The 24,898-nt window shown below is 70.8% G+C and carries 26 protein-coding genes; 13 read left to right on the forward strand and 13 right to left on the reverse strand.

The genetic code is table 11. The features are described from left to right. Positions 1-46: 46 nt before the first annotated feature. A complete protein-coding gene (locus tag ACWF7A_RS29880) occupies positions 47-730 on the forward strand; it encodes a TetR/AcrR family transcriptional regulator (RefSeq protein ID WP_452253823.1) in 684 nt (227 codons plus the stop codon). Here the strand turns inward: ACWF7A_RS29880 and ACWF7A_RS29885 are convergent. Then, positions 717-1,301: a class I SAM-dependent methyltransferase gene (locus tag ACWF7A_RS29885; RefSeq protein WP_452253824.1), complete on the reverse strand. Its 585-nt coding sequence runs from the start codon at positions 1,299-1,301 to the stop codon at positions 717-719. The two genes, ACWF7A_RS29880 and ACWF7A_RS29885, sit on opposite strands and share 14 nt — an antisense overlap. Before the next feature lie 234 nt (positions 1,302-1,535). Between ACWF7A_RS29885 and cmtR the strand changes: the two genes are divergently transcribed. Beyond that, complete coding sequence (gene cmtR / locus ACWF7A_RS29890) at positions 1,536-1,853, forward strand: Cd(II)/Pb(II)-sensing metalloregulatory transcriptional regulator CmtR (RefSeq protein WP_452253825.1); 318 nt, start codon at positions 1,536-1,538, stop codon at positions 1,851-1,853. Next, positions 1,846-2,469 carry a cation diffusion facilitator family transporter gene (locus ACWF7A_RS29895; RefSeq protein ID WP_452253826.1) on the forward strand — a complete coding sequence of 208 codons (624 nt, stop codon included), beginning with the start codon at positions 1,846-1,848 and terminating at the stop codon, positions 2,467-2,469. The genes cmtR and ACWF7A_RS29895 overlap by 8 nt, the downstream gene beginning before the upstream one ends. Here the strand turns inward: ACWF7A_RS29895 and ACWF7A_RS29900 are convergent. Next, positions 2,426-3,079 (reverse strand): methyltransferase domain-containing protein, encoded by a 654-nt coding sequence (locus ACWF7A_RS29900; protein ID WP_452253827.1) that lies wholly within the window; start codon positions 3,077-3,079, stop codon positions 2,426-2,428. The genes ACWF7A_RS29895 and ACWF7A_RS29900 overlap by 44 nt on opposite strands. 45 nt (positions 3,080-3,124) lie before the next feature. On the opposite strand from ACWF7A_RS29900, the gene ACWF7A_RS29905 reads away from it, so the two are divergent. Together ACWF7A_RS29905 and ACWF7A_RS29910 are read left to right on the forward strand one after the other, a co-directional pair. Further along, positions 3,125-4,279 carry a glycosyltransferase gene (locus ACWF7A_RS29905; RefSeq protein WP_452253828.1) on the forward strand — a complete coding sequence of 385 codons (1,155 nt, stop codon included), beginning with the start codon at positions 3,125-3,127 and terminating at the stop codon, positions 4,277-4,279. A 24-nt stretch (positions 4,280-4,303) separates the two neighbouring features. Then, positions 4,304-7,375 carry an MGH1-like glycoside hydrolase domain-containing protein gene (locus ACWF7A_RS29910; protein ID WP_452253829.1) on the forward strand — a complete coding sequence of 1,024 codons (3,072 nt, stop codon included), beginning with the start codon at positions 4,304-4,306 and terminating at the stop codon, positions 7,373-7,375. Here the strand turns inward: ACWF7A_RS29910 and ACWF7A_RS29915 are convergent. Together ACWF7A_RS29915 and ACWF7A_RS29920 are read right to left on the reverse strand one after the other, a co-directional pair. After that, positions 7,372-7,980, reverse strand: a complete 609-nt coding sequence (locus ACWF7A_RS29915; RefSeq protein ID WP_452253830.1) for a TetR/AcrR family transcriptional regulator — start codon at positions 7,978-7,980, stop codon at positions 7,372-7,374. The genes ACWF7A_RS29910 and ACWF7A_RS29915 overlap by 4 nt on opposite strands. A gap of 28 nt (positions 7,981-8,008) precedes the next feature. Further along, positions 8,009-8,845: an alpha/beta hydrolase gene (locus tag ACWF7A_RS29920; protein ID WP_452253831.1), complete on the reverse strand. Its 837-nt coding sequence runs from the start codon at positions 8,843-8,845 to the stop codon at positions 8,009-8,011. A 217-nt stretch (positions 8,846-9,062) separates the two neighbouring features. Here ACWF7A_RS29920 and ACWF7A_RS29925 point away from each other — a divergent pair, with 217 nt between their 5' ends. Beyond that, complete coding sequence (locus ACWF7A_RS29925; protein WP_452253832.1) at positions 9,063-9,488, forward strand: hypothetical protein; 426 nt, start codon at positions 9,063-9,065, stop codon at positions 9,486-9,488. A 192-nt stretch (positions 9,489-9,680) separates the two neighbouring features. Further along, on the forward strand, positions 9,681-9,860 hold the full coding sequence (locus ACWF7A_RS29930; RefSeq protein ID WP_452253833.1) for a hypothetical protein: 180 nt from the start codon (positions 9,681-9,683) through the stop codon (positions 9,858-9,860). Here the strand turns inward: ACWF7A_RS29930 and ACWF7A_RS29935 are convergent. From ACWF7A_RS29935 to ACWF7A_RS29945, 3 genes are read right to left on the reverse strand one after another with little or no spacing between them, the layout of a single operon-like run. After that, on the reverse strand, positions 9,817-11,370 hold the full coding sequence (locus tag ACWF7A_RS29935) for an acyl-CoA synthetase (RefSeq protein WP_452253834.1): 1,554 nt from the start codon (positions 11,368-11,370) through the stop codon (positions 9,817-9,819). The two genes, ACWF7A_RS29930 and ACWF7A_RS29935, sit on opposite strands and share 44 nt — an antisense overlap. After that, on the reverse strand, positions 11,370-12,497 hold the full coding sequence (locus tag ACWF7A_RS29940; RefSeq protein ID WP_452253835.1) for a DUF5938 domain-containing protein: 1,128 nt from the start codon (positions 12,495-12,497) through the stop codon (positions 11,370-11,372). The genes ACWF7A_RS29935 and ACWF7A_RS29940 overlap by 1 nt, the downstream gene beginning before the upstream one ends. A gap of 3 nt (positions 12,498-12,500) precedes the next feature. Continuing rightward, complete coding sequence (locus ACWF7A_RS29945; protein ID WP_452253836.1) at positions 12,501-13,304, reverse strand: SDR family NAD(P)-dependent oxidoreductase; 804 nt, start codon at positions 13,302-13,304, stop codon at positions 12,501-12,503. 134 nt (positions 13,305-13,438) lie between these two features. Between ACWF7A_RS29945 and ACWF7A_RS29950 the strand changes: the two genes are divergently transcribed. From ACWF7A_RS29950 to vanX, 4 genes are all read left to right on the forward strand, one after another. Beyond that, the gene (locus ACWF7A_RS29950) at positions 13,439-14,077 is read left to right on the forward strand and encodes a TetR/AcrR family transcriptional regulator (RefSeq protein WP_452253837.1); all 639 of its coding nucleotides are present in this window, start codon (positions 13,439-13,441) and stop codon (positions 14,075-14,077) included. 68 nt (positions 14,078-14,145) lie between these two features. Next, complete coding sequence (locus ACWF7A_RS29955) at positions 14,146-15,105, forward strand: D-isomer specific 2-hydroxyacid dehydrogenase family protein (protein ID WP_452253838.1); 960 nt, start codon at positions 14,146-14,148, stop codon at positions 15,103-15,105. After that, entirely contained in the window at positions 15,102-16,100 is a 999-nt protein-coding gene (locus ACWF7A_RS29960) for a D-alanine--D-alanine ligase family protein (protein WP_452253839.1), read from the forward strand. Before ACWF7A_RS29955 ends, ACWF7A_RS29960 begins: the two co-directional genes overlap by 4 nt. After that, entirely contained in the window at positions 16,097-16,696 is a 600-nt protein-coding gene (gene vanX / locus ACWF7A_RS29965; RefSeq protein WP_452253840.1) for a D-Ala-D-Ala dipeptidase VanX, read from the forward strand. Before ACWF7A_RS29960 ends, vanX begins: the two co-directional genes overlap by 4 nt. A 54-nt stretch (positions 16,697-16,750) precedes the next feature. Here vanX and ACWF7A_RS29970 read toward each other — a convergent pair whose 3' ends face one another. From ACWF7A_RS29970 to ACWF7A_RS29995, 6 genes are all read right to left on the reverse strand, one after another. After that, entirely contained in the window at positions 16,751-17,371 is a 621-nt protein-coding gene (locus tag ACWF7A_RS29970; RefSeq protein WP_452253841.1) for a hypothetical protein, read from the reverse strand. 155 nt (positions 17,372-17,526) lie between these two features. Further along, the gene (gene ppk2 / locus ACWF7A_RS29975; RefSeq protein WP_452253842.1) at positions 17,527-18,477 is read right to left on the reverse strand and encodes a polyphosphate kinase 2; all 951 of its coding nucleotides are present in this window, start codon (positions 18,475-18,477) and stop codon (positions 17,527-17,529) included. Between the two features lie 287 nt (positions 18,478-18,764). After that, positions 18,765-19,487, reverse strand: coding sequence for a polyprenol monophosphomannose synthase (locus tag ACWF7A_RS29980; RefSeq protein WP_452253843.1), 723 nt, complete (start codon positions 19,485-19,487; stop codon positions 18,765-18,767). Positions 19,488-19,489: 2 nt separating this feature from the next. Further along, positions 19,490-20,236 carry a polyprenyl diphosphate synthase gene (gene uppS / locus ACWF7A_RS29985; RefSeq protein ID WP_452253844.1) on the reverse strand — a complete coding sequence of 249 codons (747 nt, stop codon included), beginning with the start codon at positions 20,234-20,236 and terminating at the stop codon, positions 19,490-19,492. A gap of 73 nt (positions 20,237-20,309) precedes the next feature. Then, positions 20,310-21,122 (reverse strand): hypothetical protein, encoded by an 813-nt coding sequence (locus ACWF7A_RS29990; RefSeq protein WP_452253845.1) that lies wholly within the window; start codon positions 21,120-21,122, stop codon positions 20,310-20,312. Positions 21,123-21,146: 24 nt separating this feature from the next. Next, entirely contained in the window at positions 21,147-22,973 is a 1,827-nt protein-coding gene (locus tag ACWF7A_RS29995) for a sigma-70 family RNA polymerase sigma factor (protein ID WP_452253846.1), read from the reverse strand. A 246-nt stretch (positions 22,974-23,219) separates the two neighbouring features. Here ACWF7A_RS29995 and ACWF7A_RS30000 point away from each other — a divergent pair, with 246 nt between their 5' ends. After that, positions 23,220-24,098 carry a thermonuclease family protein gene (locus ACWF7A_RS30000; protein ID WP_452253847.1) on the forward strand — a complete coding sequence of 293 codons (879 nt, stop codon included), beginning with the start codon at positions 23,220-23,222 and terminating at the stop codon, positions 24,096-24,098. Continuing rightward, the gene (locus tag ACWF7A_RS30005) at positions 24,088-24,813 is read left to right on the forward strand and encodes a hypothetical protein (RefSeq protein ID WP_452253848.1); all 726 of its coding nucleotides are present in this window, start codon (positions 24,088-24,090) and stop codon (positions 24,811-24,813) included. Before ACWF7A_RS30000 ends, ACWF7A_RS30005 begins: the two co-directional genes overlap by 11 nt. Positions 24,814-24,898 lie beyond the last annotated feature (85 nt).

Genomic DNA, 24,898 nt, shown 5'->3' on the forward strand with positions numbered 1-24,898 from the left:
GTTCTACTCACGAACACTGTTCGAGTCAACTGGTACGATCAGGCTCATGAACCGCAGGTCCCGCGAGGAATGGGCGACGCAGATCGCCGCGCTGGAGGAGTCACCCCCGGCGCGCAAGGAACCGATCACGGCCGCGCGCATCGTCACCACGGCGCTGGCGCTGGTGGAGGCCGAGGGGTTCGACGCGCTGACCATGCGCCGCGTCGCCGCCGCGCTGCGGACCGGGCCCGCCTCGCTCTACGCGCACGTGCGCAACAAGGCCGACCTGGACGACCTGCTGATCGGGACGCTGAGCAAGAACGTGGTGGTGCCCGCGCCGGACGCCGGGCGGTGGCGCGAGCAGGTGCTCGACGTCTGCGGCCAGTTGCGGGACGAGTTCCTGCGCTACCCGGGGATCGCGCGGGCCGCGCTGGCCGCCCCGCCCGCCAACCTCGACACGCTCCGGATCAGCGAGGGCCTGCTCGGGCTCTTCCTGGCCGGTGGTGTGCCGCCGCAGGCCGCCGCATGGGCGATCGACGCCGTGCTCCTGTACGTGAGCGCGTACACGTTCGAGTCGTCACTGCGCGGGGAGGCCGACGGCGCGGAGATGCTCGCACGGCTGAAGATGCTGCCGGTGAGCCGTTTCCCGCACACGGTCGAGCACGTGGACAAGCTCGGTGCGGGCGAGGGGCACGAGCGGTTCGAGTTCGCCCTCCGGTTGATGCTCGACGGGCTGCCTACCGGCGGCTGACGAGCAGGTAGCGCTCGTCGTCGATCTCCCTGCCCCACAGGGCCTCGTCGGTCAGCGGGGTGACCACGGCCTCCGCGCGCACCTCGCTGACCAGCGCGCGGGCTCCAGCCGAGGTGATCCCGGCACCGGTCGACCACCGGCCCTCGACGAGCAGCAGCACACCGTCCGGCTTCAGCAGCGACACCCATCTCGCCAGCGCCGCGGCCGGATCGGGCAGGGCCCACAGCACGTGCCGCGCCAGCACGACGTCGAAGGAAGCCTGCCGGTGCGGCGGGTGCGCGGCGTCGCCGGGGACGAAGTCGACGTCCACGCCCGCCGCCGACGCCTTGGCCCGCGCGGCCTTCACCATCTCCTCGGAGAAGTCGAGGCCGTGCACGTCGTGGCCGGCCTCGGCGAGCAGGACCGACAGGCTTCCGGTGCCGCACCCGAGATCGACCACAGCACTGCTCTCGGGCACCAGTGGAAGAAGGAGATCAGCCCAGGCGCGGCGCACCCGCGGGTCACGAAGTCCGTGGTCAGGCTCGTCGTCGAACGTCGCCGCGTGCTGGTCCCAGAACTCCTGAGGTGTCACGTTTCCATTTTTGCTTAAGGGACTATCAAGCCTTGCCCAAATGAGATGCGGAGGCCGTCGTACGGTCCCTAACCTCGCACTATGAGGCTTGTGCTCTGGCTCACACTTGCGGGCGTGTTCGCGCTCAGCGGTGACCACGCGCTCGCAGCCGTCCTGGTGATTCTCCTCGTCGGCTGCGCGACGGACCGCGTCCGTCCCTGAACACTGTTCAGCGTTGGCTGTACAGTTTGATTCATGCTGACCTGTGAGACGAGGGAGGCGGCACTCGCCCGGCTCGGCCGCGCCCTGGCCGACCCGACGCGGTGCCGCATCCTGATCGCCCTGCTCGACGGACCCGGCTATCCGGCCCAGCTGGCGGAGAAGCTGGAGCTGACCAGGTCGAACGTCTCCAACCACCTGTCGTGCCTGCGCGGCTGCGGCCTGGTCGTCGCGACCTACCAGGGGCGGCAGGTCCGCTACGAGATCGCCGACCCGAACCTCGAGCGGGCGATCAGCGCGCTCGTGGACGTCGTGCTGGCCGTCGAGCCCGGACCGGACTGCGTCGATGAGTGACGCCTGCTGCGCGCCCGTCGTGGACGAGCGCAGGCCCGTGCTCCAGCGGCGCGTGCGGATGCTCGTGGCGGCGACGATCACCTACAACGTCGTCGAGGCCGTCATAGCGCTCGCGGCGGGCACGGTGGCGGGGTCGACGGCCTTGATCGGGTTCGGGCTGGACTCGGTGATCGAGGTGGCGTCGGCGACGGCGGTGGCCTGGCAGTTCGCCGGACGGGACCCGGAGAAGCGGGAACGGGCCGCACTCAAGGTGATCGCGGTGTCGTTCTTCGCGCTGGCCGCGTACGTGTCGGTCGAGTCGGTGCTGTCGCTCGTGCAGGGCGAACGCGCCGAGCACTCGACGGTCGGCATCGTGCTCGCCGCGGTGTCGCTGCTGGTCATGCCGTGGCTGTCCTACGCCCAGCGCAGGGCGGGCCGAGAGCTCGGGTCGGCGAGCGCGGTGGCGGACTCGAAGCAGACGTTGCTGTGCACGTACCTGTCCGCGGTGCTGCTGGTCGGCCTCGTGGTCAACAGCCTGTTCGGCTGGTGGTGGGCGGATCCGCTGGCGGCGCTCGTGATCGCCGTGGTGGCGGTCAAGGAAGGTCGCGAGGCGTGGCGCGGTCAGCACTGCTGCTGACGGGTTTGCGGGCCACGAGCCGTTCCACCACACCGAGCTTGAAGCGCTGACGTTGCTCGACGACCAGACCTCGTGCCTCCACCAGGGGCAGCGGCCGGCGCAGGAAGTGTTCGCCCGCCATCGGCACGGTGACCCGTTCGAGCAGCCACTGCACTCCCCGCGTGAGCCGGGCCGTGCCGGCGACGTGGTCGAGGAGGACCACCCGGCCGCCCGGCCGCAGCACCCGGACCATCTCGGCCACCGCGGTCTCGTGATCGGGGATGGCGCACAGGCCCAGCGTGCAGACCACGGTGTCGAACGAGGCGTCGGCGAACGGCAGGGAGTGCGCGGTGCCTTGCAGCAGCGTCACCTCGCGGCCGAGCCCGGCGGCGCGGGACCGGGCGAGGTCGAGCATCTGCTCGCTCAGGTCGAGACCGGTGAGCGCCACCTCGGCCGGGTAGTGCGGCAGGTTGAGGCCGGTGCCGACGGCGACCTCGAGCACCTCGCCGACCGCCTGGGAGCACGCCCACCGGCGGGACTCACCGAAGACCCGGCGGTCCAGGGCGCCCATCTCCCGGTCGTAGGTCGCCGACTTGCGGTCCCAGTAGTTCTGCCAGCGCGCCTGATCCATGCCCTCACGATCGCCGAACCGGCGGCCAGGTGCTAGATCTGACCCGTGCGAGTCGTCGTGGTCTCCGGGGGCGATCCCGGTCATGTGGTGCCGGCCATCGCCCTGTGCCTGAGGTTCGCCGACGCCGGCGACACCCCGGTCCTGCTCACCGGTGACCGCTGGGTCGCCGCGGCGACCGCGGAGGGGATCACGGCGTCCCGGGTGACCGGCCTGTCGCTGGACGACCTGAAGGACGCGCCCGATCTCGGGGGTGCGCTCTGCGACCAGGCCGCCGTGCTGGCCACGACCCTCGCCCCTCAGCTCGCCGCGCTGCGACCGGACCTGGTGGTGTGCGACGTCCTGGCGCTGGGCGCGAGCATGGCCGCCGAGCTGATCGGCGTGCCGTGGGCGCAGCTGTCGCCGCACCCGTTGTACGAGCCGTCGAAGTGGTTGCCGCCCATGGGAAGCGGGCTCGCCGCCGGTGTCGGTGTGCGCGGCAGGCTGCGGGACTCCGTGCTGCGGGCGCTGACGGCCCGGTCGTTGCGGCAGGGAGAGCGGCAGCGAGCCGTTGTGCGGCAACGGATCGGGCTTCCCGCGGTGGGACCCGGCCCGGCGGCGCGGCTGATCGCGACGCTGCCCGCGCTGGAGGTGCCGCGCCCGGACTGGCCGCGCGACGCGCACGTGGTCGGGCCGTTGCTGTGGGAGGCGAGCCGCGAGACGCTCAGTCCGCCGCCGGGGGACGCCCCGCTGGTGATGATCGCGCCGTCGACGGCGTGGACCGGGGCGCGGGGCATGGCCGAGACGGCGCTGGAAGCCTTGGGGGACATGGGGGTTCGGGCCGTGGTGTCGACGTTCGCGCCCGTGCCGGACCTGCCCGGCTGGGCGCGGTCGGGACCCGGCGACCAGGACGCGTTGCTGCGCCAGGCCGCCGTGCTGGTGTGCGGCGGTGGGCACGGGATGCTCGTGAAGGCCCTGCGGGCGGCCGTTCCTGTCGTGGTGGTGCCGGGAGGCGGCGACCAGTGGGAGATGGCGTGCCGGGTCGCACGGCAGGGGAGCGGGCTCATCGTGCGGCCACCGACCGCGGAAGGGCTCCGGGACGCCGTGGCGCGGGTGCTGGGTGACCCCGCTTTCGCGGCCGCGGCGGCTCGGGCGGCGGGGACGATCGCCGATGTTCGAGATCCTGTGGATGTATGTCGGACTGCGTTGAGTCTTGCGCGTTGAGAGCGCTCCCACTTCAATGGGGCCATGCGCGTGTCAAAGACGATGCTCGTGGTGGCGGCGTTGACGATCTCGACCACCTGGCCGGCGGTGGCGCATCAGGAGCGCGCGGTGGCGGCGGAGACACCCCCGGCGGCAGTGCTGGGCCTCGATCCCGTGACGGAACGGGAGAGCCTCGCGGCCGTTCCCGGCCTGTACCCCTCCGTCGGAGCGGGCACGAACTTCCTCAACCACCCCGACCTGCTCGGGAACGTCCCGGAACCGGCCTGGTACGAGGCGAACATCCCGTTCGTAGACCTCCCCGACCGCGAGATCCGCGACACCTACTACTACCGCTGGCGGACCTACCGCGAGGCGCTCAAGTACACCGGCCCGAAGGACGGCTGGATCGTCTCCGAGTTCCTCGGCCCGGTCGGCTACTCGGCTCCGAACGGCGGCATCGTCGCCGCGGCGGGCCACCACGTCTACGAGGGACGCTGGCTGCGCGACCACCGCTACCTGGACGACTACGTCGACTACTGGCTGCGCGGGTCCGGCGCGGGCGCGAAGCCCGCGACCGACTTCCTCAACGAGAACACCACCGACTGGGCCCACCAGTACTCGTTCTGGGCCGCCGACGCCGTGGCCGCGCGTGCCGCCGTCGACGGACGTTCCCGGTTCGCCACGGACCGGCTGCCCGAGCTCGTGCGGCAGTGGGAGCGCTGGTCGCCGCAGTTCAACCAGGACATGGGGCTCTACTGGCAGACTCCGGTGTGGGACGCGATGGAGTACACCGCGAGCTCGTACCAGAGCCCCGATCCCTACCACGGCGGCGACGGCTTCCGGCCGACGCTCAACGCCTACCAGTACGGCGACGCGCGGGCGATCGCCGAGCTGCACCGGGCACGGGGCGACACCGCCGGGGCCACTCGGTTCGAGCAGGCCGCCGAAGCGCTCAAGACCAGCCAGGAGCGCTGGCTCTGGGACGACGCGGCCAAGTTCTACAAGCACGTCATGCGCGACGACAACCCCGGCCGCACGAAGCTCGCCGACCGCGAGCAGATCGGCTTCGTGCCGTGGTACTTCCACATGCCACCGGCGGCGAACAGCGCGGCGTGGGCGCAGCTGACCGACCCGCAGGGCTTCGCGTCCCAGTACGGACCGACCACCGCCGAGCGCCGCAGCCCGTGGTTCATGAAGGACGCGCTCAACGGGTGCTGCCGCTGGAACGGCCCGAGCTGGCCGTTCGCGACGAGCCAGACCCTGACCGCGATGGCGAACCTGCTGATCGACTACCCGGCGCAGTCCTACGTCGACCGCGACGACTACCTGTCGGTGTTGCGCGGGTACGCGTTGACACAGCGCAAGAACGGCCAGCCGTACGTCGCGGAGGCCCACCACCCGGACGAGAACCGCTGGCTCTACGACGGCAAGGGCCACAGCGAGGACTACAACCACTCGACGTTCAACGACAACGTGCTGTCCGGCCTGCTCGGCATCCGGCCGCAGCTCGGCAACGCGGTGTCGATCGCGCCGCTGGTGCCGGACTCCTGGAGCCACTTCGCCGTCGAGAACGTGCCGTACCACGGCCACAACCTGACCGTGCTGTGGGACAGGGACGGCAGCCGGTACGGCAAGGGCGCCGGCCTGCGCGTGTGGGTCGACGGCACGCTCGCCCACAGCCAGGCGGGTCTCGCGGCGGTGCGCCTGACGATGCCCGCGCGCACCTCGGCGGACATCACGGAGCCGGTCGACGACTTCGCGAACGTCAGCCGCACCGGGTTCCCCACCGCCCGCGCGTCGTACAGCTACAGCGCCGACCCGCCCACCAAGGCGATCGACGGTCAGGACTTCCACCTCGACGTGCCGGGCACGCGCTGGACGTCGTACGGCAGCCCGAACTCCGCAGACTGGCTGGAGGTCGACCTCGGGGTGCCGACGTCGATCTCGGACCTCCGCGTCGTGTTCTACGACGACGGCGGGGGAGTGCGCGTGCCGACGACGTTCGACCTGCAGCACTGGGACGGGCAGTGGCGTGACGTGCCCGGTCAGCAGAGAACGCCCGCGCAACCGGTGGCACGTCAGGTGAACCGCGTGCTGGTGCAACCGGCGCTCACCACGAGCCGGGTGCGCATCCTGCCCCGTCGGGCGGACGGCGGCGCTGTCGGCGTCACGTCGATCTCGTCGTGGCGGTCGCCCGTGCGCGGGCTGAGCGCCTCGGTTCCGGACGATCTCGCGGTCCGGTCCGGGACGGTCGAGACCACCACGACTCTGCAGGCGCAGCAACCGTTGCGCGGTGTCCAGGCGACGCTCGCGGTGCCGTCGGGGTGGAGTGCCGTGGCGTTGTCCTCGGCGTACGCCGCCCAGCTCGGGACGGGCCAGAGCCTCGTCACCCGGTGGCGCGTCACGGCTCCCGCCGGGCTGAAGCTGGGCGAACGGGCGCCGATCCGTTTGCTGGCAACGGCTTCCGGTGATGGTGGCGTCACCTCGGCGCTGAGCTCCGCCCAGACCGTCTTCGACCCGTCCGCCTACGCCAACGTCGTCTGGGACGACACGTTCGACACGAACCGGATCGGCTCGTACCGCGTCGACGGCCCGTTCGGGGAGTCACCACCGTCGCTGAGGGTCGCGGACGGCGTGCTGACGGCCAGTGCCGGGGCACGTGCCGGTTCGGTGCTCGCCGCGCCGGTGGCGGGCAGCGTCCGCGGGACGGCGGTGATCGTCGAACCGAGGTCGTTCGCGGGCTCGGCACCCGAGGACAGCCTGTTCCTCGGCCAGACCGCCGGGAACCGCGACTTCGCCCTGGCCTGGTTCAACAACGCGGGCAAGGCCTCGGGCGTCGACGTGACCGTGGCGGGATCCCGCAAGGGCGACGAGGCCACCGGCGGCTGCTGCGCGACGCTGAACTGGGCGTCGGGCGACCGGCTCGCCGTCGTGGTCGAGAACGGTCAGCTCACGAGCTGGCAGGAGCACGCGGGACGGTGGTCGCTGCTGCGGTCCGCGCCGATCGGGTCCGTCGTGGACCCGTCGGTGGTCGCGGGATGGGCACCGGGTCTCGGGCTGAGGCTGGACGCGGGCGCTCTCACGATCGACCGCTTCACCGTGCGCACCAGGGCCTAGCCGCAGACGCGCTCGACCAGGACCTGCCAGCTGGTGTTCAAGTCGTTCACCACGGTGCGCGGGTCGGGCGCGTCACCGCCCTGGTTCTGCAGGTAGAGCAGGATTGGCCCCTCCAGCGCCGCCACGAGCTGCAGCGCCAGGGTGCCGGTCACCGCGTCGCCGGGACAGGCCTCGGCCAGCAGCATCTGGACGTGGAAAAGGGAAGGGCTCTCGCTGGCGGGAACCGGCTGGCCCGGGTCGAGCGACGCGCGGGCGAGAACGGTGTGCCGGACGAGGAACTCGAGCCGCGCCCGCCCGAACGCGACCAGCCGCTCGACCGCGGGCGCGCCCGGCCCCAGCGGCGGCGGTCCGCTCATCACCTGCTGCTGGAACCGCGTCTCCTCCTCGTCCAGCAACGCGTGGAAGATGCCGGCACGGGTGCGGAACCGGCGGAACACCGTGCCCTTGCCGAGCCCGGCGCGTTCGGCGAGGCCGTCCATCGTGACCTTGTCCGCGCCCAGTTCCGCGACCATCTCCCGCGCGACCTCGATCAGGTGGGCACGGTTGCGCGCGGCGTCGGCCCGCTCTTCTCGGGGACGGCCCAGCGGCAGCGCGACAGGTTCCACGACCCGCACGGTACCCGTTGATCTCCGCTCAGCCCCGGAAGGCGGAGTCGACGAAGTCGCGCACGAGCCGGTGGAGCTTCTCGGCACCGGCCTCCCGCAGCACGTCCGTCCCGTGCGCCCCGCCCGGCACGATCTCCAGGTGCTTGCGGGCCGCCGCCGAGGCCTCGTACAGCCGCCGCGTCTCCTTGATCATGTTGCCGCTGTAGTCGATGGGCGAGACCGCGAAGAACGACGGCGCGGTGATCTTCCGCGCCGCCGCCTCCCCGTCGAGGACGAAGCACTGCGCGGGTGACGACAGGACCAGCAGGCCGGCCAGTTCCGGCTCGTCCGCCGCCGTCACCGCGCTCGCCGTGCCTCCGCACGAGGCGCCGCCCAGCAGCACCCTCTTCGCGCCGGACGAGTGCAGCGCTGCCAGCGCGGCTCTGGTGTCCCGGTCGAGGTTGTCGTTGTCCTGCGCCGTTTCCGACGCGCCGTGGTTGCGGTACTCCAGCAGCAAGACGTGATAACCCGCCGCGGCGAGCTCCTGGCCGAACGCCAGCCAGGAGCACATGTAGTAGCCCTGTTCGTGCGACAGCAGGATGCCGCGGTCACCGGTGCCCAGCTCCATTGCGGACAGTCGCACACCGTCCGAAGTGGTCAGCGTGAAGACGTTCTGGTCGAGGCTTTCCGGGACGCACGTGTTGACCTGGTGGCCGGCGGCGGTCTTGCGCGTCCGCTCGGGCACGGTCGGGGCGTACACGACCGCCGGTGGGTGTGGGGCCTTCGTCGTGGTGGTCACCGGCGGGGTCGTGGGGCTGCTGGTGGGAACCGCGGGGGCCGCGCCGCACGCGGTCAGGACGAGCAGGAGACAGACGAGCCGGAGCATGCGCCGATGCTGCCGAGCAGTTGTGCGGAAACTGTCAGGACGGCGTGCGCTTCGCGTCAGCATCGCAGGGAGTTCGTGGGCCTGGGCGGCCCCGAGGGCGGACCTTAGTCGGGCAGTCGAGGCGTTTCGCGTGCGCGATGACACAGGTGCCTTAACCTTGACATCAGATATCCAGGTTATCTACCTTCGTGTCCTTGCGCGAACAAAGGATTCTCAGGTGAAACTGCTGCTCGACCGGATCAGCCTGGCCTTCATCGGCCTCACGTCGGCCTACGTCGGGGTCTTCGCCTACTTCGCGTCACGGACCTGGTACGACACGTTCCCGGGCTTCGGCCTGCGCTGGCTGCCGCAGCTCGGTCCGTACAACGAGCACTTCGCGAAGGACGTCGGCGCGGCCTACCTCGCGTTCACCGCGATCTGCGTGGTCGCGCTGGTGCATGCGAAGAAGCAGGCCGTCGTGCTGCTGGCAGGCGCTGCGCTGCTCGTGTTCAACAGCCTGCACTTCGTCTACCACCTGACGATGCTGCACATGTACGAGCCGCTGGACCAGGCGCTGAACGTCGTCCTGCTGAGCCTGCTCGTGGTGCTCTCGGTGATCCTCGTGGTCCCGGCCCGGGATCAGGCGCGAGTGCCCACGCCCTGAGCCTGCGCCACTTCCGCGGTCACCCGCACGAGTGCGGCCACGGCGAGGCTGCGTGACCGTTCCGGCCTGGCGATGACACCACCTGGACGTGCCGGACGGCGGCACGCTCCTGATCGTCGACCGCGAGGAACCGCTGGAAGACGCCGTCCGCGTTCTCGGCACGGTCGGCGTGCCCCGCCGGGACGGCATCGCGTGTCTCTCGACCGCCGCGACCACCGGCTCGACCGCAAACCCGAACGTCTCGCCGCGCCGGCGAAGCTCGCGGCCGACGGCGTGGTCGAGCCCGTCGTCGGCCGCGAGGTGCCGCTGGAGGACGCTCTGCGCGAGGTCAGGGGGACGCTGGGGACGACGGTGCTGCGAGTCGCTGCCTGATCTCGGCCTTCAGCACCTTGCCCACCTTGGACCGCGGCAGGTCGGGCCAGATCTCGACCTGCTTCGGCGCCTTCACGCTGCCGATCTGGTCCTTCACGAACGCGATCAGCGCGGACGGGTCGGCGTGGCCCGCGGCACGCAGCTGCACGACCGCCGTCACCCGCTCGCCCCACTTCGTGTCGGGCAGCCCCACCACCGCGCTGTCCTGGACCGCCGGATGTGCCCGCAACGCCTGCTCGACCTCGGCCGAGTACACGTTGAAACCGCCGGTGATGATCATGTCCTTGGCACGGTCGACGATGAACAGGTAGTTGTCGTCGTCGAGGTACCCGATGTCCCCGGTGTGGTGCCAGCCGAACGCGCTCACCTCGGCCGTCGCCACCGGGTTCTCGTGGTACCCGGCCATCACCAACGGACCGCGGACGACGATCTCGCCGCGTTCACCCGTGGGCAGCAGCGTGCCGTCCGCCGCCATGATCGCGACCTGGGTCAGCGGTGACGGCCTGCCCGCCGACGACAGCCGGTCGGTGGCGATCGACCCGTCCGGCAGGAAGTGGTCCGCGGGGGAGAGCGTCGCGATCATGTTCGGCGCCTCGGTCTGCCCGAAGAGCTGTCCCATCACCGGACCGATCCGTCGCAGCGCCTCGGTGAGCCGTACCGGGGACATCGGAGCGGCGCCGTACCAGAGGCACTGCAGCGAGCCGAGGTCCGTCGAGTCGAGCGCGGGGTGGTCGAGCAGGCCGTAGATCACGGTCGGCGGGAGGAACGCGTGCGTGATCCGGTGGCGCTCGATCAGCGCCAGGAACTCGCCGAGGTCCGGCGCCGGCATGATCACCGTCTCGCCGCCGAGTGACATGATCGGGAACGTGAGCACGCCCGCCGAGTGCGTGAGCGGGGCGAGCGCCAGGTAGCGCGGCCGGTGGCTGAACGGATAGCTCATCAGCGTCAGCGCGGTCGCGGTCTCCAGGTTATGCCCGGTCAGCCGCACGCCCTTGGGTCGTCCCGTCGTGCCGCCGGTGCCCGCCAGCACGCAGAGGTCGTCGTCCGCCACCGTCACCGGGTCCGGCTCACGTCCGTGCTCGGCGAGCCAGGCGTCGAACGTGACCGCGCCCTCCACCTCACCGTCGAGGCACACCAGCGTGGTCAGCGCCGGCAGGTCGCCCCGGATGCGGTCGACCAGAGGGGCGAACCTCGCCTGGAAGAACAGGCAGCGGCACCCGAACAGGTCGAGCAGCTCGCGGTTCTCCGCCGCCTCGTTGCGGGGGTTGACCGGGCACCACACCGCCCCGGCCCGCGAGATGCCGAACACGCAGGTGAGCGCCAGCGGGTCGTTCGCCGACAGCACCGCGACCCGGTTACCCGGCGCGATCCCGCTGCCCTGCAGCGCTCCCGCGATCTCCCGGGAACGCCGCTGGACCTCGGCGTAGCTCTGCGTCGAGCCGCCAATGGTCAGGCAGGGCGCGTCGCCCCCGAGCGACGCGCCCTTGTCCAGGTAGTCGCAGAGGCGCATCAGCGGTGCACTTCGACGATCGGGTCGAGGACCAGGCCGAACGACCGCAGCGCGCCCAGCAGCTCCCGGTGCCCGAACGCCTGGCAGCCGGACGCGAACCCGACGCGGCGAGGCGCGTCCTGCAACAGGTGCACGGCGGCGTGGACGTTCAGCAACGCCGTCTGCTTGTAGTTGCAGTTGCCGTGGATCACGCAGCTCGCCCGGCCCAGCGGACCCGAGGCGTGCACGGAGTCGAGCGAGATGTTGATCCGCGGGTTCTCGCGCGGTGGCATCTCACTGCGCACCTGGGCGGAGAACGCGTCGACGATCTCGTACTTCTCCTTGTCCGACTTGCCCTCCATCTCCTGGAGGGCCGCCGCGACGATCTGCGGCACGCCGAGCATCAACGGCCGGTTGAACACGCCGCCGAGCGCTCGCACCGACGCCACGCGCGGATCCCTCTTGAACCACACGGGATGCGCGGTTCCGCCCCACGGCAGCGCGAGGCCCAGTTCGTGCTGGCCGGGCACGACGAGCTCGTAGAGCCCGGCGTCGGCCGGCCACTCCACGTACTCGTTCTGCTCGAGGTAGTACGCCTTGGAGAACGCGGCGTTCGTGAGGATGGTGTTCGTGGAGGCGACGGTGGGATACCCCTTCCAGAACACCCCGATGTCCAAAGTGTCCAGTCCGGGCTGCTCCAGGCAGATCTGCGCGGCGATCTCGCCCACCGTGTACATCTGCGCGATGCCGGGGGAGATCAGCAGGCCTTCCTCGGCGAACGCGGCGCCGTACTGCGCGTCGGCGTCGATCATCCAGTCCTGCTCGCCGTTGGTGTCGGTGTAGTGCGCGCCGACGTTCAGGCTCGCCCGCACCGCCTCGTGGCCGTAGCGGGAGAACGGGCCGACGGTGTTGAGCACGACCTTGGCGCCGGTGAACGCCTCGGTCAGCGCTTCCTCGGTGTGCTCGACCTCGAGGACGTCGTAGGAGACGGTGTCGATGCCGGGCACCGCGTCGACCGCTTCCTTGACCCTCTTGCCGTCGCGGCCGACGGCGAGGAACGGGATGCCGTACTCGCGCAGGTACTCGCAGATCAGCCGTCCGGTGTAGCCGGAGGCGCCGTAGACGACGACGGGCTTGTCAGTGGGCATCGGTCACATCCCCATTCCGCCGTCGACCGGCAGACCCGCGCCGGTGATGAACTTCGAGGCGTCGGACGCGAGGAACACCACCGCGTCGGCCATGTCGTCGACCTGGCCGAGCCGGCCGAGCGGCGTCAGTTCGACGACCGCGCCGACCGCCGCCTCGACGGACGGGAACAGGCCGAGCCGGGCGCAGTCGACGGCCAGCTGGTTGCCCATCGCGGTGGGCGTGAGGCCGGGGTAGATGCAGTTGACGCGCACGCCGTAACCGAGCTTGCCCGACTCCGCGGCCGCGACCCTGGTCAGCCGGTCGATGGCGGACTTCGTGGCCGAGTAGACGCTGATGCCGGGGAAGGCGATGGTCGCCGCGACGGACGCGACGCTGATGATCGAGCCGCCGTTGCCCGCGGCGCCGCCGGGACGCATGGCGCGCAGGCCGTGCTTCATGCCGAGCGCGGTGCCCAGCACGTTCACGTCCAGCATCTTGCGGACGTCCTCGGTCTCGAGCTCGGTGATCAGGCTGGTGATCTCGATGCCCGCGTTGTTCACGAGGATGTCGAGGCCGCCGATCGCGTCGACGGCCGTGCTCACCGCGGAGGCCCAGCTCGCGTCGTCGGTGACGTCCAACGGCACGAACTCCGCCGCCGCTCCCGAGTCGCGCAACGCCTGGGCGGTCTGCTTGCCCTCGTCCTCCAGGACGTCGCCGATCAGGACCGACGCCCCGGCCGCCGCGAGGGCCTGCGCCATGCCCGCTCCCAGGCCGCGCGCACCGCCTGTGACCAGCGCTTTTCGTCCGCTCAGCTGATAACTCGTCATTGAGTCGCCTCCTCGGTGAGTTGGCTCACACACTAGCTATTCCTTGACAGTCGTCAAGTTTTTCCTTGACGACTGTCCAAGATTTTTTGGACGAATGGTCAAGGTTTGTCGCAGTGAGCGGTAGGCTCCGGGGCGTGACAGAAGTCGCTTCGCGCAAGCAGGACCGCATCGCCCGCCGGCAGGTCGACAAGTTCGACGCCCGGCGGACCGAGCTCGCCGTGGCGACGCTGCACACGCTCGCCGAACTGGGGTACGCGCGGACGAGCCTGCGGGAGATCGCGCAGAACTCCGAGTTCTCGCACGGCGTCCTGCACTACTACTTCGAGGACAAGCGCGACCTGATCACCCAGGCGGTGCGCCAGTACGAGGTCGTGTGCGTGACGCGCTACGACGAGGTCGTGGCGACGTCGACGACGGCGGAGCAGCTGCGCTCCGGTTTCGTGGCGATGTTCTTCGACACCCTCGGCCAGGACGCGACGCTGCACCGCCTCTGGTACGACCTGCGCAACCAGAGCCTGTTCGACGCGTCGTTCCGCGCCGACGTGCTGGAGATCGACGGCCACCGCGAGGACATGGTGTGGCGGGTGGTCGGCCGCTACGCCGAGCTGCTCGGCGGCGTGCCCGCCGCGTCGTCCGGCACGATCTACGTGACGCTCGACGGAATCTTCCAGCGCGCGTTGCTGCACCACTTCACGGGTGACGCCGACACGGTCGCGCAGTTGCGCGCCGAGCTTCCGGGCGTGATCGACATGCTGGTGACGAAGGCGGAATAGCGCTGTATCGCGGGTGTGTCGAAAAGCGCATACCCGCTCGCAACGGCGTGCCTCGTTGACTGTGAGGCATGGCAACAGGCATCACGATCTACGGGTGCGATCCGGACGAGGAAGTCCTGTTCCGGGAAATGGCGCCCCGCTGCGGTGTCGCGCCGACCATCACCTCGTCGGCTGTCTCCGAGGCCACTGCTGAACTGGCGCGAGGAAATCTCTGCGTCAGCGTCGGCCACAAATCGCGGGTCACTGGTTCCGCTCTGCTGGCTTTGAGCCGTGCGGGCGTCCGGTACGTCTCGACCCGGAGTGCCGGCTTCGACCACATCGACGTGGAGCACGCCGAGAGCCTGGGCCTCACCGTCGGGAACGTCGCCTACTCGCCCGACAGCGTCGCCGACTTCACGGTGATGGCGATGCTGATGGCGGTGCGCGACGTGAAGTCCGTCGTCAGGCGCGCTGACCTGCACGACTACCGGTTGAACGCGACGCGCGGCCGGGAGCTGCGCGACCTGACGATCGGGGTGATCGGCACCGGGCGCATCGGCGTCGCCGTGCTGGACCGGCTGCGGGGCTTCGGCTGTGGCGTGCTCGCCCACGACAGCAGGCCTCGCAACTCCGCGGACTACGCACCGCTCGACGAACTGCTGCGGGTGAGCGACGTCGTCACGTTGCACGTGCCGTTGAATCCGGGAACACGCCATTTGCTCGACCGCGATCGAATCGCGCGGATGAAAGACGGCGCGATCATCGTCAACACCGGACGCGGCCCGCTCATCGACACAAAAGCTCTGGTCGAAGCGTTGGAAAGCGGGAAGCTCGGCGGGGCGGCGTTGGACGTCCTCGAAGGCGAGGAAGGAATCTTCTACGCCGATTGCCGGGCCCGGGACGTCGGCGGTGACCTGACCCGGTTGCAGGGAATGCCGAACGTGCTGATCACCCCGCACACGGCTTATCACACGGACCACGCCCTGAGCGACATCGTGGAGAACACGCTCGTCAATTGCCTGGGTTTCGAAGAAGGGGGAGTGCGATGACCAAGAGGAAGATCGGGATCATCTTCGGCGGGTCGTTCGAGGAGCATCCCGTCTCGGTGAAGTCCGCGCAGGAGGTCGCGCGGAGCCTCGACGAGACGACGTACGACCCGTTCTGGGTCAAGATCACGCGCGGTGGCGACTGGAGGCTGTGCTCGGGACCGGGCGCGGAGGACGGCCGCCCGGTCGTGCTCTCGCCCGACGGCCTGCTCGTCCTGGACGACGGGCGGTTCGAGACGATCGCCCTGGACGTGATCTTCCCGGTGCTGCACGGCAGGCACGGCGAGGACGGCGCGGTGCAGGGTCTGCTGGAGCTGTCCGGCATTCCGTACGTCGGCTGCGACGTGCAGAGCTCCGCGCTGTGCATGGACAAGTCGCTCACGTACCTCGTCGCCCGCGGTGCCGGGGTCGCGACGCCGCGCTTCTGGACGGACGTGCCCGACGCGCCCGCCAACCCGCTCTTCGTCAAGCCGGCGCGATCGGGGTCGTCGTTCGGCGTGACGAAGGTGTCCACCGAGGACGAACTGCGCGTCGCCCTGGAGGTCGCCCGGCGGTACGACTCGAAGGTGGTGATCGAGGAGGCCGTGGCGGGCAGCGAGATCGGCTGTTCGATCCTCGGCGACGGTGACGAGCTGGTCGTCGGAGAGCTGGACCGGGTGGCGCTGACCCACGGGTTCTTCCGGATCCACCAGGAGAACACGCCCGAGACGGGGTCGGAGAACTCGACGTTCATCGTGCCCGCGGACATCCCTGCCGAGTCGCGCGCGCTCGTCCGGGAGACGGCGGAGGTCGTCTACCGCGCGTTGGGCTGCACAGGGCTGGCTCGGGTGGACATGTTCCTGACTCCGGAAGGGGAAGTGGTCCTCAACGAGGTCAACACCATGCCCGGCCTCACCTCGTACAGCCGCTACCCGAGGATGATGGCCGCGGCCGGGCTGTCGCTCGGCGACGTGATCGACCGGCTGGTGTCCCTCGCGCTGACGGGAAAGCTCCGGTGAACGCCGACTTCGTCTTCGTGGACGTGCCGGGGATCCGCTGGGACGCCAAGTACGCGACGTGGGACAACTTCACCGGCAAGCCCGTCGACGGTTACCTCGTCAACCGCGTCGTCGGCACCCGCGCGTTGGTCGCGGCACTGGAGAAGGCCCACGAGAAGGCCGAATCACTCGGCTTCGGCCTGCTGCTGTGGGACGGCTACCGCCCACAACGCGCCGTCGACTGCTTCCTGCGCTGGGCGTCGCAGCCCGAGGACGGCCGTACGAAGGCGAGGCACCACCCACGCATCACCAGGGCCGAGATGTTCGAACAGGGTTACGTGGCAGCGAAGTCCGGCCACAGCCGCGGCAGCACCGTCGACCTCACGCTCTACCGCCTGGACACCGGCGACCTCGCGCCGATGGGCGGCGACCACGACCTGATGGACCCGATCTCGCACCACGGCGCCCTGGTCGGCGAGGCCGAGACGGCCAACCGCGAGCACCTCTGCTCGATCATGGAGGCCTGCGGTTTCCGGCGCTACGACAGCGAATGGTGGCACTACACGTTGATCGACGAGCCCTACCCGGACACGTACTTCGACTTCCCGATCGCCTGACCTGCTCGGCCGTCCGCCCGCGGAACCAGCACTCCGTCACGCGGCTCACCTCGGTCAGAGGAGGCTGGACACCACGGCACCCCGCTCGTCCAGCACGCGAATGCTCGGCACGTCCTGGGCGTCCACCGAGAGGACGATGCGCGGCCGGCCGTGAGAGTCGTTGAGCGCGAGCACGGCACCGTCCCCGGTGGACCAGACGAGCTCGACCCTGGTCGGCATCGGAGGCGTCTGCCCGACCGGTAGCCGCGGGTCCGGCATCTGCTTGAAGAACAACGCCGCAGCACCGTGCTCGCCCTCCCACTTCGTGCCGAGCGTGAGCGCCTGCGCGTTGACGTAGTCGAGCGAGAGGCTGGCCTCCGACGCCCCGGCGACGACGCCGCCGCGTTCGGAGCCGTTCTCGTCGTTGAAGATGAGGTAGGTGCCGCGTTCGGGACCTCGGCGCTGCTCGGCCGGGATGACCTCGCCGCCGGTGAGGACGGGCGGGCGCCGGGTGTCGGCGAGGACGCGTTGCCTGCCTCGGTTGTCGCGCACGGTGAAGGAGTCGCGGACCTCCCTGCCGCGGGACTCGGTGTGGGCGGCGGGGGTGGCGACGGCCGCGGTGGTGACGGTGACGGCGGTGGTGGTGGCGAGGGTGGCGGCGCGCAGGGCGGTGCGCCGGGACACGGGTGAGGTCATGCGGGAAGTCAACCGGGGTCGGCGCGGATGATCACTGGGGTGGGCCGGAGTGCTGGTGGTGGGGAAGGCCCCCGCGTGAGCCGTGCAGGGCTGGTGCGGCGGGCTTTCCGGTGTCGCGCCCGCCGCCGGCCGTTGAGCTGTCGGCCCGCCGGCTGTCACGGGTGTAAGCCCGGCCCCGGCTCCGTGCTCGGCGCGATCGGCGTAGGGCTGAGCGCCGTGTCGTCCTCGCCCTCCTCCAGCAACGTCGCCGCCGGCCCCACGATGCGGACGTCCGGGGTGCCGACCACCTCGAAGTCCTTGTCGTCGTAGTCGAAGCGGGCGAGGACGCTGCGCATCGCCTCGATGCGGGCGCGCTTCTTGTCGTTGCTCTTGACCACGGTCCACGGCGCGATCTCGGTGTCGGTGGACCGCAGCATCGCCACCTTGGCCTCGGTGTAGTCGTCCCAGCGGTCCAGCGACTTGATGTCGTTGGGGCTGAGCTTCCACTGGCGCACCGGGTCGATCTGGCGGATGACGAACCGGGTCCGCTGTTCGTTGCGGGACACGGAGAACCACAGCTTCACGAGCAGCACGCCGTCCTCGACGAGCATCTGCTCGAACAGCGGGGCCTGCCGCATGAACAGGTCGTACTCGTCCTTTGTGCAGTAGTCCATGACGTGCTCGACGACGGCGCGGTTGTACCAGGAGCGGTCGAACAGCACGATCTCACCGGCCGTGGGGAGCTCGCGGACGTAGCGCTGGAAGTACCACTCGCCGCGTTCGCGTTCGCTCGGCTTGTCGAGTGCCACGGTGCGGGCGCCGCGGGGGTCGAGGTGTTCGGTGAACCGCTTGATGGTGCCGCCCTTGCCGGCGGCGTCCCTGCCCTCGAAGAGGATCACGAGGCGTTGGCCCGTCTCGGCGACCCAGTGCTGGAGCTTGAGCAGCTCGATCTGCAGCACGCGCTTGAGGTGGTCGTACTCGGAGCGGGGCATCCGTTCGGTGAACGGGTAGTTCTCCTGCCACGTGAGCACCTCGCGGCCGTGCGCGTCCAGAAGGATCGGTTCGTCGGCGTCGGGGAACTCGGCGGTGTAGCCCTCAGCGAGCAGCTCTGCGGAATCGACGGTCACGAAATCGTACATACCCGACGTATCAAGGCTAAAACCGACTCGAACCGCTGTGCTGGCGTCGTTGTGCCGAAAAGACGTGAGGCGCCCGCCAGGGTGGTGGTCGGGCCCCGCAGTCGACACGTCCTCGGGGTCTCCGCAGCCACGGCATCTCACCGTCACGGGCTTCGCCGACGCCGAGACCGCCGCCCTCCGGCACCGCGAGATCTACGGCGCCTCCGTGCCCGCCGAGCGTTGCTCACGGCATGGATCGTCGGCCACCGCGGCCGTCCTGGTGGCGAAGGACCGCGTCAGGACCTCCGGAACAGCAGCTTCCACGGCATGACCGCGGACTCCACCTGCACCGCGAAGCTCATCTTCGACGCGCCCTCGGCCCGTTCCTCGAACCGGATCGGGACCTCGGCGATCCGCATCCCGCGCCGGACCACGCGGTGGTTCATCTCGACCTGGAACGCGTACCCGTTGCTGCGCACCGACGCCACGTCGATCCGCCGGAGCGTGTCGGCACGCCAGGCCTTGAAGCCGGCGGTGGCGTCCTTGACGCGCAGCCGCAGGACGGCGTTGACGTAGAAGTTCGCCCAGGCTGACAACGCCTTGCGGTGCCACTTCCACTCGTCGGCGACCGAGCCGCCCGGCACGTAGCGGGAGCCGATGACGACGGCGGCGTCGGTGGTGCGCAGCACGTCGAGCATCGCGGGGATGGCGCCGGCCGGGTGGGAGAGGTCGGCGTCCATCTGCACGACCACGTCGGCGCCGTCGTCCAGCGCCTTCAGGATGCCCGCCACGTAGGCGCGGCCGAGGCCGTTCTTCTCGGTGCGGTGCAGCACGGTGAGCGGGAGCGGGCCGTCGAGCGCCAGGTCGTCGGCGAGGGCGCCCGTGCCGTCGGGGGAGCCGTCGTCGACGACGAGGACGTGCAGGTCCGGCACGTCCAGCCCGGCGAGCAGGTCCACCAGCACGGGCAGGTTCTCGCGCTCGTCGTAGGTCGGCACCACCACGGTGACCTTCCGGTCCATCGTCATCCTCGCGAGTCGGAGTAGGAGCGCAGGGCGCGCAGGAAGTCCAGGTACCGGAAGCCCGGCCAGTGGACGTCGCAGAAGTGCAGTTCCGCGAAAGCCGCCTGCCACAACAGGAAACCGGACATCCGCACCTCGCCGCTGGTGCGGATCACCAGGTCGGGGTCGGGTTGCCCGGCGGTGTAGAGGTGCCGGGCGATGTCGTCCGGGGTGATGCTCGCGGCCAGCTCGTCGAGGCTCGTCCCGGACTCGAGCAACGAGCGCACCGCGTCCACCAGCTCGTAGCGGCCGTCGTAGCCCACGGCGATGGTGAGGTGGAACTCGGCGTCCCGGTCGCGGGTCTCCTCCTCGGCGAGCTTCAGCGCGTGCCGGGTGGTGTCGGGCAGGAGGTCCACGCGGCCGGCGACGTGCGTCTGCCAGCGTGCGGACCCGACGGCCCGCGGGACCACGATCCGCTCGACGACCTCCTCCATCAGGAACCGCATCTCGGCGTCGGCGCGCTTGTGCAGGTTGTCCGCGGAGGCGAGGTACACCGTCAGGTGGCGGATGCCCAGGTCCTCGCACCAGTCCATGACGCTCCGCAGGTGCTCGCCGCCGCGCCGGTGGCCCGCGCTCGCGTTCTCCAGGCCCTCCTGCCTGGCCCAGCGCCGGTTGCCGTCCATGATCACGGCGATGTGCCCCGGCAGCACGGCGTCCTCCAGCCGCTTGCGGAGGCGGCGCGCGTAGAGATCCTGCAGAACGGCACGCATGATCATCACGAAACGCACGCTAACACCGGCACCGAGGCGGCAAGGGCGGACTCGGGGCCGTCCGCCCGAACCTTCACAGATCCTCCACACCTCGCGGCATCGGGTGCGCCCGCGTCCAGTCGTCGACGTGGAACGGCGAGCCGCCGACCGCACGTGCCGCGTGCGAGACCACGGCGGACGGCAGCTCCCCGTCGGTCATGTCGAGCCGCTCGCGGTAGTCCGCCACGAACGCGGCGGCGACCTCGTCCGAGGTCAGCGCGGGTTCGTAGTCGGCCAGGCCCGCGATGGAGCTCTCCCGGAGGACGTAGCCGAGCGCCTTCGAGACGTCCGTGATCACGGCCCGCACCCGGTCCGAGACGGCGACCTGGACGACCGTGCTGAACAGCGACCCGGTGGAGGTCACGCGCTGCGCCGAGCCGATGACCTTCGTGTCGCCCCCGACGTTCACGCTGAACTCGCCGGGGCAGTACTCGCCCTCCACCTCGCCGACGCGGGCGTCGATGGCACCGAGCCCGCGCAGCACCAGGGCGTGGCTCTCGGCGTTCGCGGCGAACGTCGCGCTGCCCGCGTGCCGGATGTCCGTGGTGCTGTCGAGGTGGTCGATGACGACGGCGCCGCTGTCGTAGGCCACCATCCGGCCGCCCGGCGACCGGACCACCGGCTCGAACCCCGCCGCACGGGCGAGCGCGGTGGCCTCGGTGATGCCGGGCGAGCGGAGGTCCCGGCCGCTGAACGCGACGGTGGGACCGTCCGGCACGTAGACGTGGACGAGCTGGGACCAGGCCGCGCCGGGTGTGCGCAGCAGCAGCGCCGGGACCACCAGGTCGGTGACCGCGTGCCCGGTGGTCCCGGTGACCAGCAGGCGGGGGTTCGTCGCAGTTGACACGCCGTGATTCTCGGCCACGACGGATCAGCCCGCGGCGCGGTACGCCTCACCGGCCTCGTTCGGCGTGCCGCCTGCCTTGTAGAGGCCGGTGCCGGGCTTGCCCTCGTCGGGCAGCGCGAACCAGGCGTAGCGCTCGACGTAGGGGAGACCCTCCATCATCGCGCTGGAGCCGCGGGCGAACGCCGCGAGCTTGGCCTGGGTCGGGAACCGCGCGGTGCCGCCCGAGAAGTCGATCAGCGCGTACTCGGTCAGCCAGATCGGCTTGCCGTACCGGGCGTGCACCGCGGCCAGGTAGTTCTTCAGGTGACCGACGGCCGCGTCGCTGAAGTCCGAGCCGTACCAGTGCACCGCGATGAAGTCGACGCGCAGGCCCCGCTGGGCGGCCCCCGTCATGAACCGGTCGAGCCAGCCGCCGGCCTTGTCCCCGCTGTGCGCGACGGCGGGGCTGCCGAGCCGCAGACCGGTCGCCTGGAGCTTCGGCCACAGGTCGAGGGCCTGCTCCGGGGTCATGTTCGCCTGCTCGGGGAAGTCCGGCTCGTTGAACCCGAGCAGCACCTTGCCGTTCGCCTTGGCCTTCGCGAGCGTCGCGTCGTCGGTGGACTTCGTGCCCCAGATCATCGGCACGAACTCGACGTTCGGCGGCGTGGGGATGCCGTCCGGCTGCGCCGCCCAGTTGTAGTACCAGCCGGCGCGGACGTCGGTGAGCGCCTTGCCGACCCCGGTGAAGTTCCAGGTGCTGACGCCCTTCTTCACCGACGCCGTCACGGGTACGGCGGGCGGCGGCACGGGCTTGGCGGGCGCCGTGGTCGTCGAGGGCGGCACCGGCGACGAGGAGGTCAGGGTGGTGGTGGGAGCGGTGGTCGTCGTGGTGCTCTGGGTGGAGGCCACGGGGAGCGCGCGGGCGACCGGCTCCTCACCGGAGGGCAGCACGGCGATCACGACGCCCGTGGCCACCACCGCGGCCGCGGCCGCCGCGAGGGGCTTCACGAACGCGCCCTTCACCAGCAGGCTGAGCTTGCCGCCGGTGACGGGGGCGGAGGTGACCTGGGTGACGGCCACCTGCGACCCGGTCAGCGTCGCCGGGTCGAACCCGAGCGCGGCCGGCAGCGGTACCAGCGGCAGCCGCGCGAGCAGCCCCTCGACGGACGCGAGGTCCTGACCGCAGCGTGAGCACTGGACGCAGTCGCGGCTGTGCCGGGCGATCCGCTTGCGCCACAACGGGCTGGGCACGCCGTCCCACTCCGCGACGACGTAGGCCAGCTCGGGGCAGCGCGACGTGCGCTCCAACGTCCGCACGACGACGCGTGCGGCGTCGAGCTGGGCCTTGACCCGTTGCACGCGCACGGCGGTGTGCTGCGGGGTGAGCTCCAGCGCGTTGGCGACCTCCGTGCGGGTCAGCCGCCCGGCCGCCTCCAGCCACCACAGCGACAGCAGCTCGCGCTCGTCCTCGCTGAGCCAGCGGGTGGCCGCGACGACCTCGCGGCGCTGCCCGGACAGCTGCAGCCGCATGATCGTGAGGTCGACGAAGTCCGCGCCGGGGTCGGCCACGTCCTCCGGGACCGGTCCGGTGACCGGGACGCGCTGGTGGTCGCGGTGCCGCAGCCGGATCTGGTTCATCGCGATGACGACGAGCCACGACCGGAACCCGGCGGGGTCGCGCAGCCCGGGCAGCCCGTGCACGGCCCGCAGCATGGTCTCCTGGACCACGTCGTCGGTGTCCGGGTGGCCGCCGAGCGCGTGCCCGACGATGTTGTAGACGAGGGGCAGGTACCCGCTCACCAGGTCGTCCAACGCCCGCTGGTCACCGTCGCGCGCGGCCACCACCGTCGCGACGCCGGGTTCCTCGGTCATCGCCATGCCCACCTCACTCGCCAGTTCGGGTCCTCTGACCAGGAGATGTCCCGGGCGTCCGGCGATAACGGAAAATTTCGACCGGGTTGCACCCTACGGCGTGCGCCGATGTGTGCGGAGGCGATCACATCGGCGGTCGTGTGAAGGACCGGACGGAACCGGATTGAACCCCTTTCGTCCCTTGACGGGGGCCGGACCTGCGGCAACACTGCCCCGGACAACGACGACCGAAGCCAGGAGTGCTCTTTGCCCCACGCCTCCGAGCCCACGACGCCCGCGCCGAGTCCGGGGATCGTTCGCCGCTTCTGGTGGCGCAGCGGCCAACGGGCGAGGCTCGCGATCGCGTGCACCGGTGTCCTCGGGGTGCTCGCGGTCACGGGCGCGGCCGGCTTCAGCGGTCAGGACCGGCCCGGCGTGCTCGCTCCCGCCGCCGCTGCCGCCGTGCACCGGGGCGACTCGTTCGAGGTGACCGTCCGCGCGGTGTCCGACGTGGACTCCTTCGAGGGCGTGGAACCCGACACCGGACGTGCCTTCGGCGCCCGTGTCGCCGGGGTGAGCCCGGCGCCGTGCTGGCAGTCGCAGTCCCTGGCGGTCGCGGAGAACCTGCTGCGCGGCAAGAAGGTGCGGCTCACCGTCAAGAAGGAGGGCGAGACCGCGACGGATCGCCTGGTGGTCGACGTGCGGCTGCCGGACGGCTCCGACTACGCGAAGACGATCGTCGGCGACGGCACGGCGTCCGCGGACCTGGCCGCGCGCGGCGACCTCGCAGCGGACGAGACGGCCGCCCGCCAGCAGCGCCGCGGCCTGTGGTCGACCGGGTGCAAGGGCTACCAGGACGACCTGCTGGGGACGACGTCCAGTGTCCCGCTCACCTCGTCCACCACGCCGGTCCCGACGACCACCACGACGACCCCGCCTCCTCCGCCCCCGCCGACGCAGAAGCCCACCCCGAAACCGCCGCCGCCCCCGGAGACCACCGAGCCCGACGACGACGCCGAGTGGCTCGGGCGGTTCGTGGGCAAGCGGTGCTTCCTCAAAGGGGCGACCAAGACGTCGCCGAAGGGCTCCCAGGTCGTCTGCACCCGCGGCGCCCGGGATCAGCTGAGGTGGCAGCGTGCCGACTGAGGAGCACGTCGACCTGGTCACCGCGCGCGGTGGGACGGTCGGCCCAGCGCCCGCGCCGGCCGAGGAACACGACCTGATCACCGCGGCGGATGGGCCGGCAGCCTGGCCGACCGAGGAGCACGACCTGATCACCGCAGCGGAGTGGACGACAAGCTCGGCACCCGCGCGGCCCGAGGAGCACGTCGACCTGTTCACCGCACCGGACGAGACGGTAGTCCTCGCACCCGCGCCCGCGGACGACATGACCGGCCCCGCACCCGCCCTGGCGGACGGCGGACGGCCGCGCGGCCTCACCGAAGACGGCTGGGTGCGCACGACCGGCTGGCTGCAGGTCGGCGACCACCCCGTGAGCTCGGCCCTCCTGGCGACGCTCGCGGGCCTGCTGTGGGCACTGGTGGGAGCCGCCGCGCTGGTGACCGAGCGACCGGTCGCCGCGGGAGTCCTCACGTTGGCGCTCCCGGTGCTGTTCGGCACGTCGTGGTGGCTCCTCACCACCCGGCTGCGTCCCGCCTCGACGGCCCGCAACGTCGGCACCAGCCGGGCGGACGAGCTGGAGCCGGGCGATCTGGTCCGGCTGCACGGGTCGATCGGGCCCGTCGGCCGGGTGACCGACGTGTCGGTGGGGGAGGACGTGCAGGTCGTGTTCCACGGTGCGCGGCAGCGGCGCACGTGGCCTCGCGACCAGGTGGTCCACCTCGCCGAACTGCTCGCCTGAATTGCCGGTTCCGTCCCACGATCAGCGCTGCCACCAGCGCATTCCGCGAGCTAACGTAACGCGGTGTGCTGAGAACAGGTGGCGA

Source organism: Lentzea sp. NPDC055074, assembly GCF_053608005.1.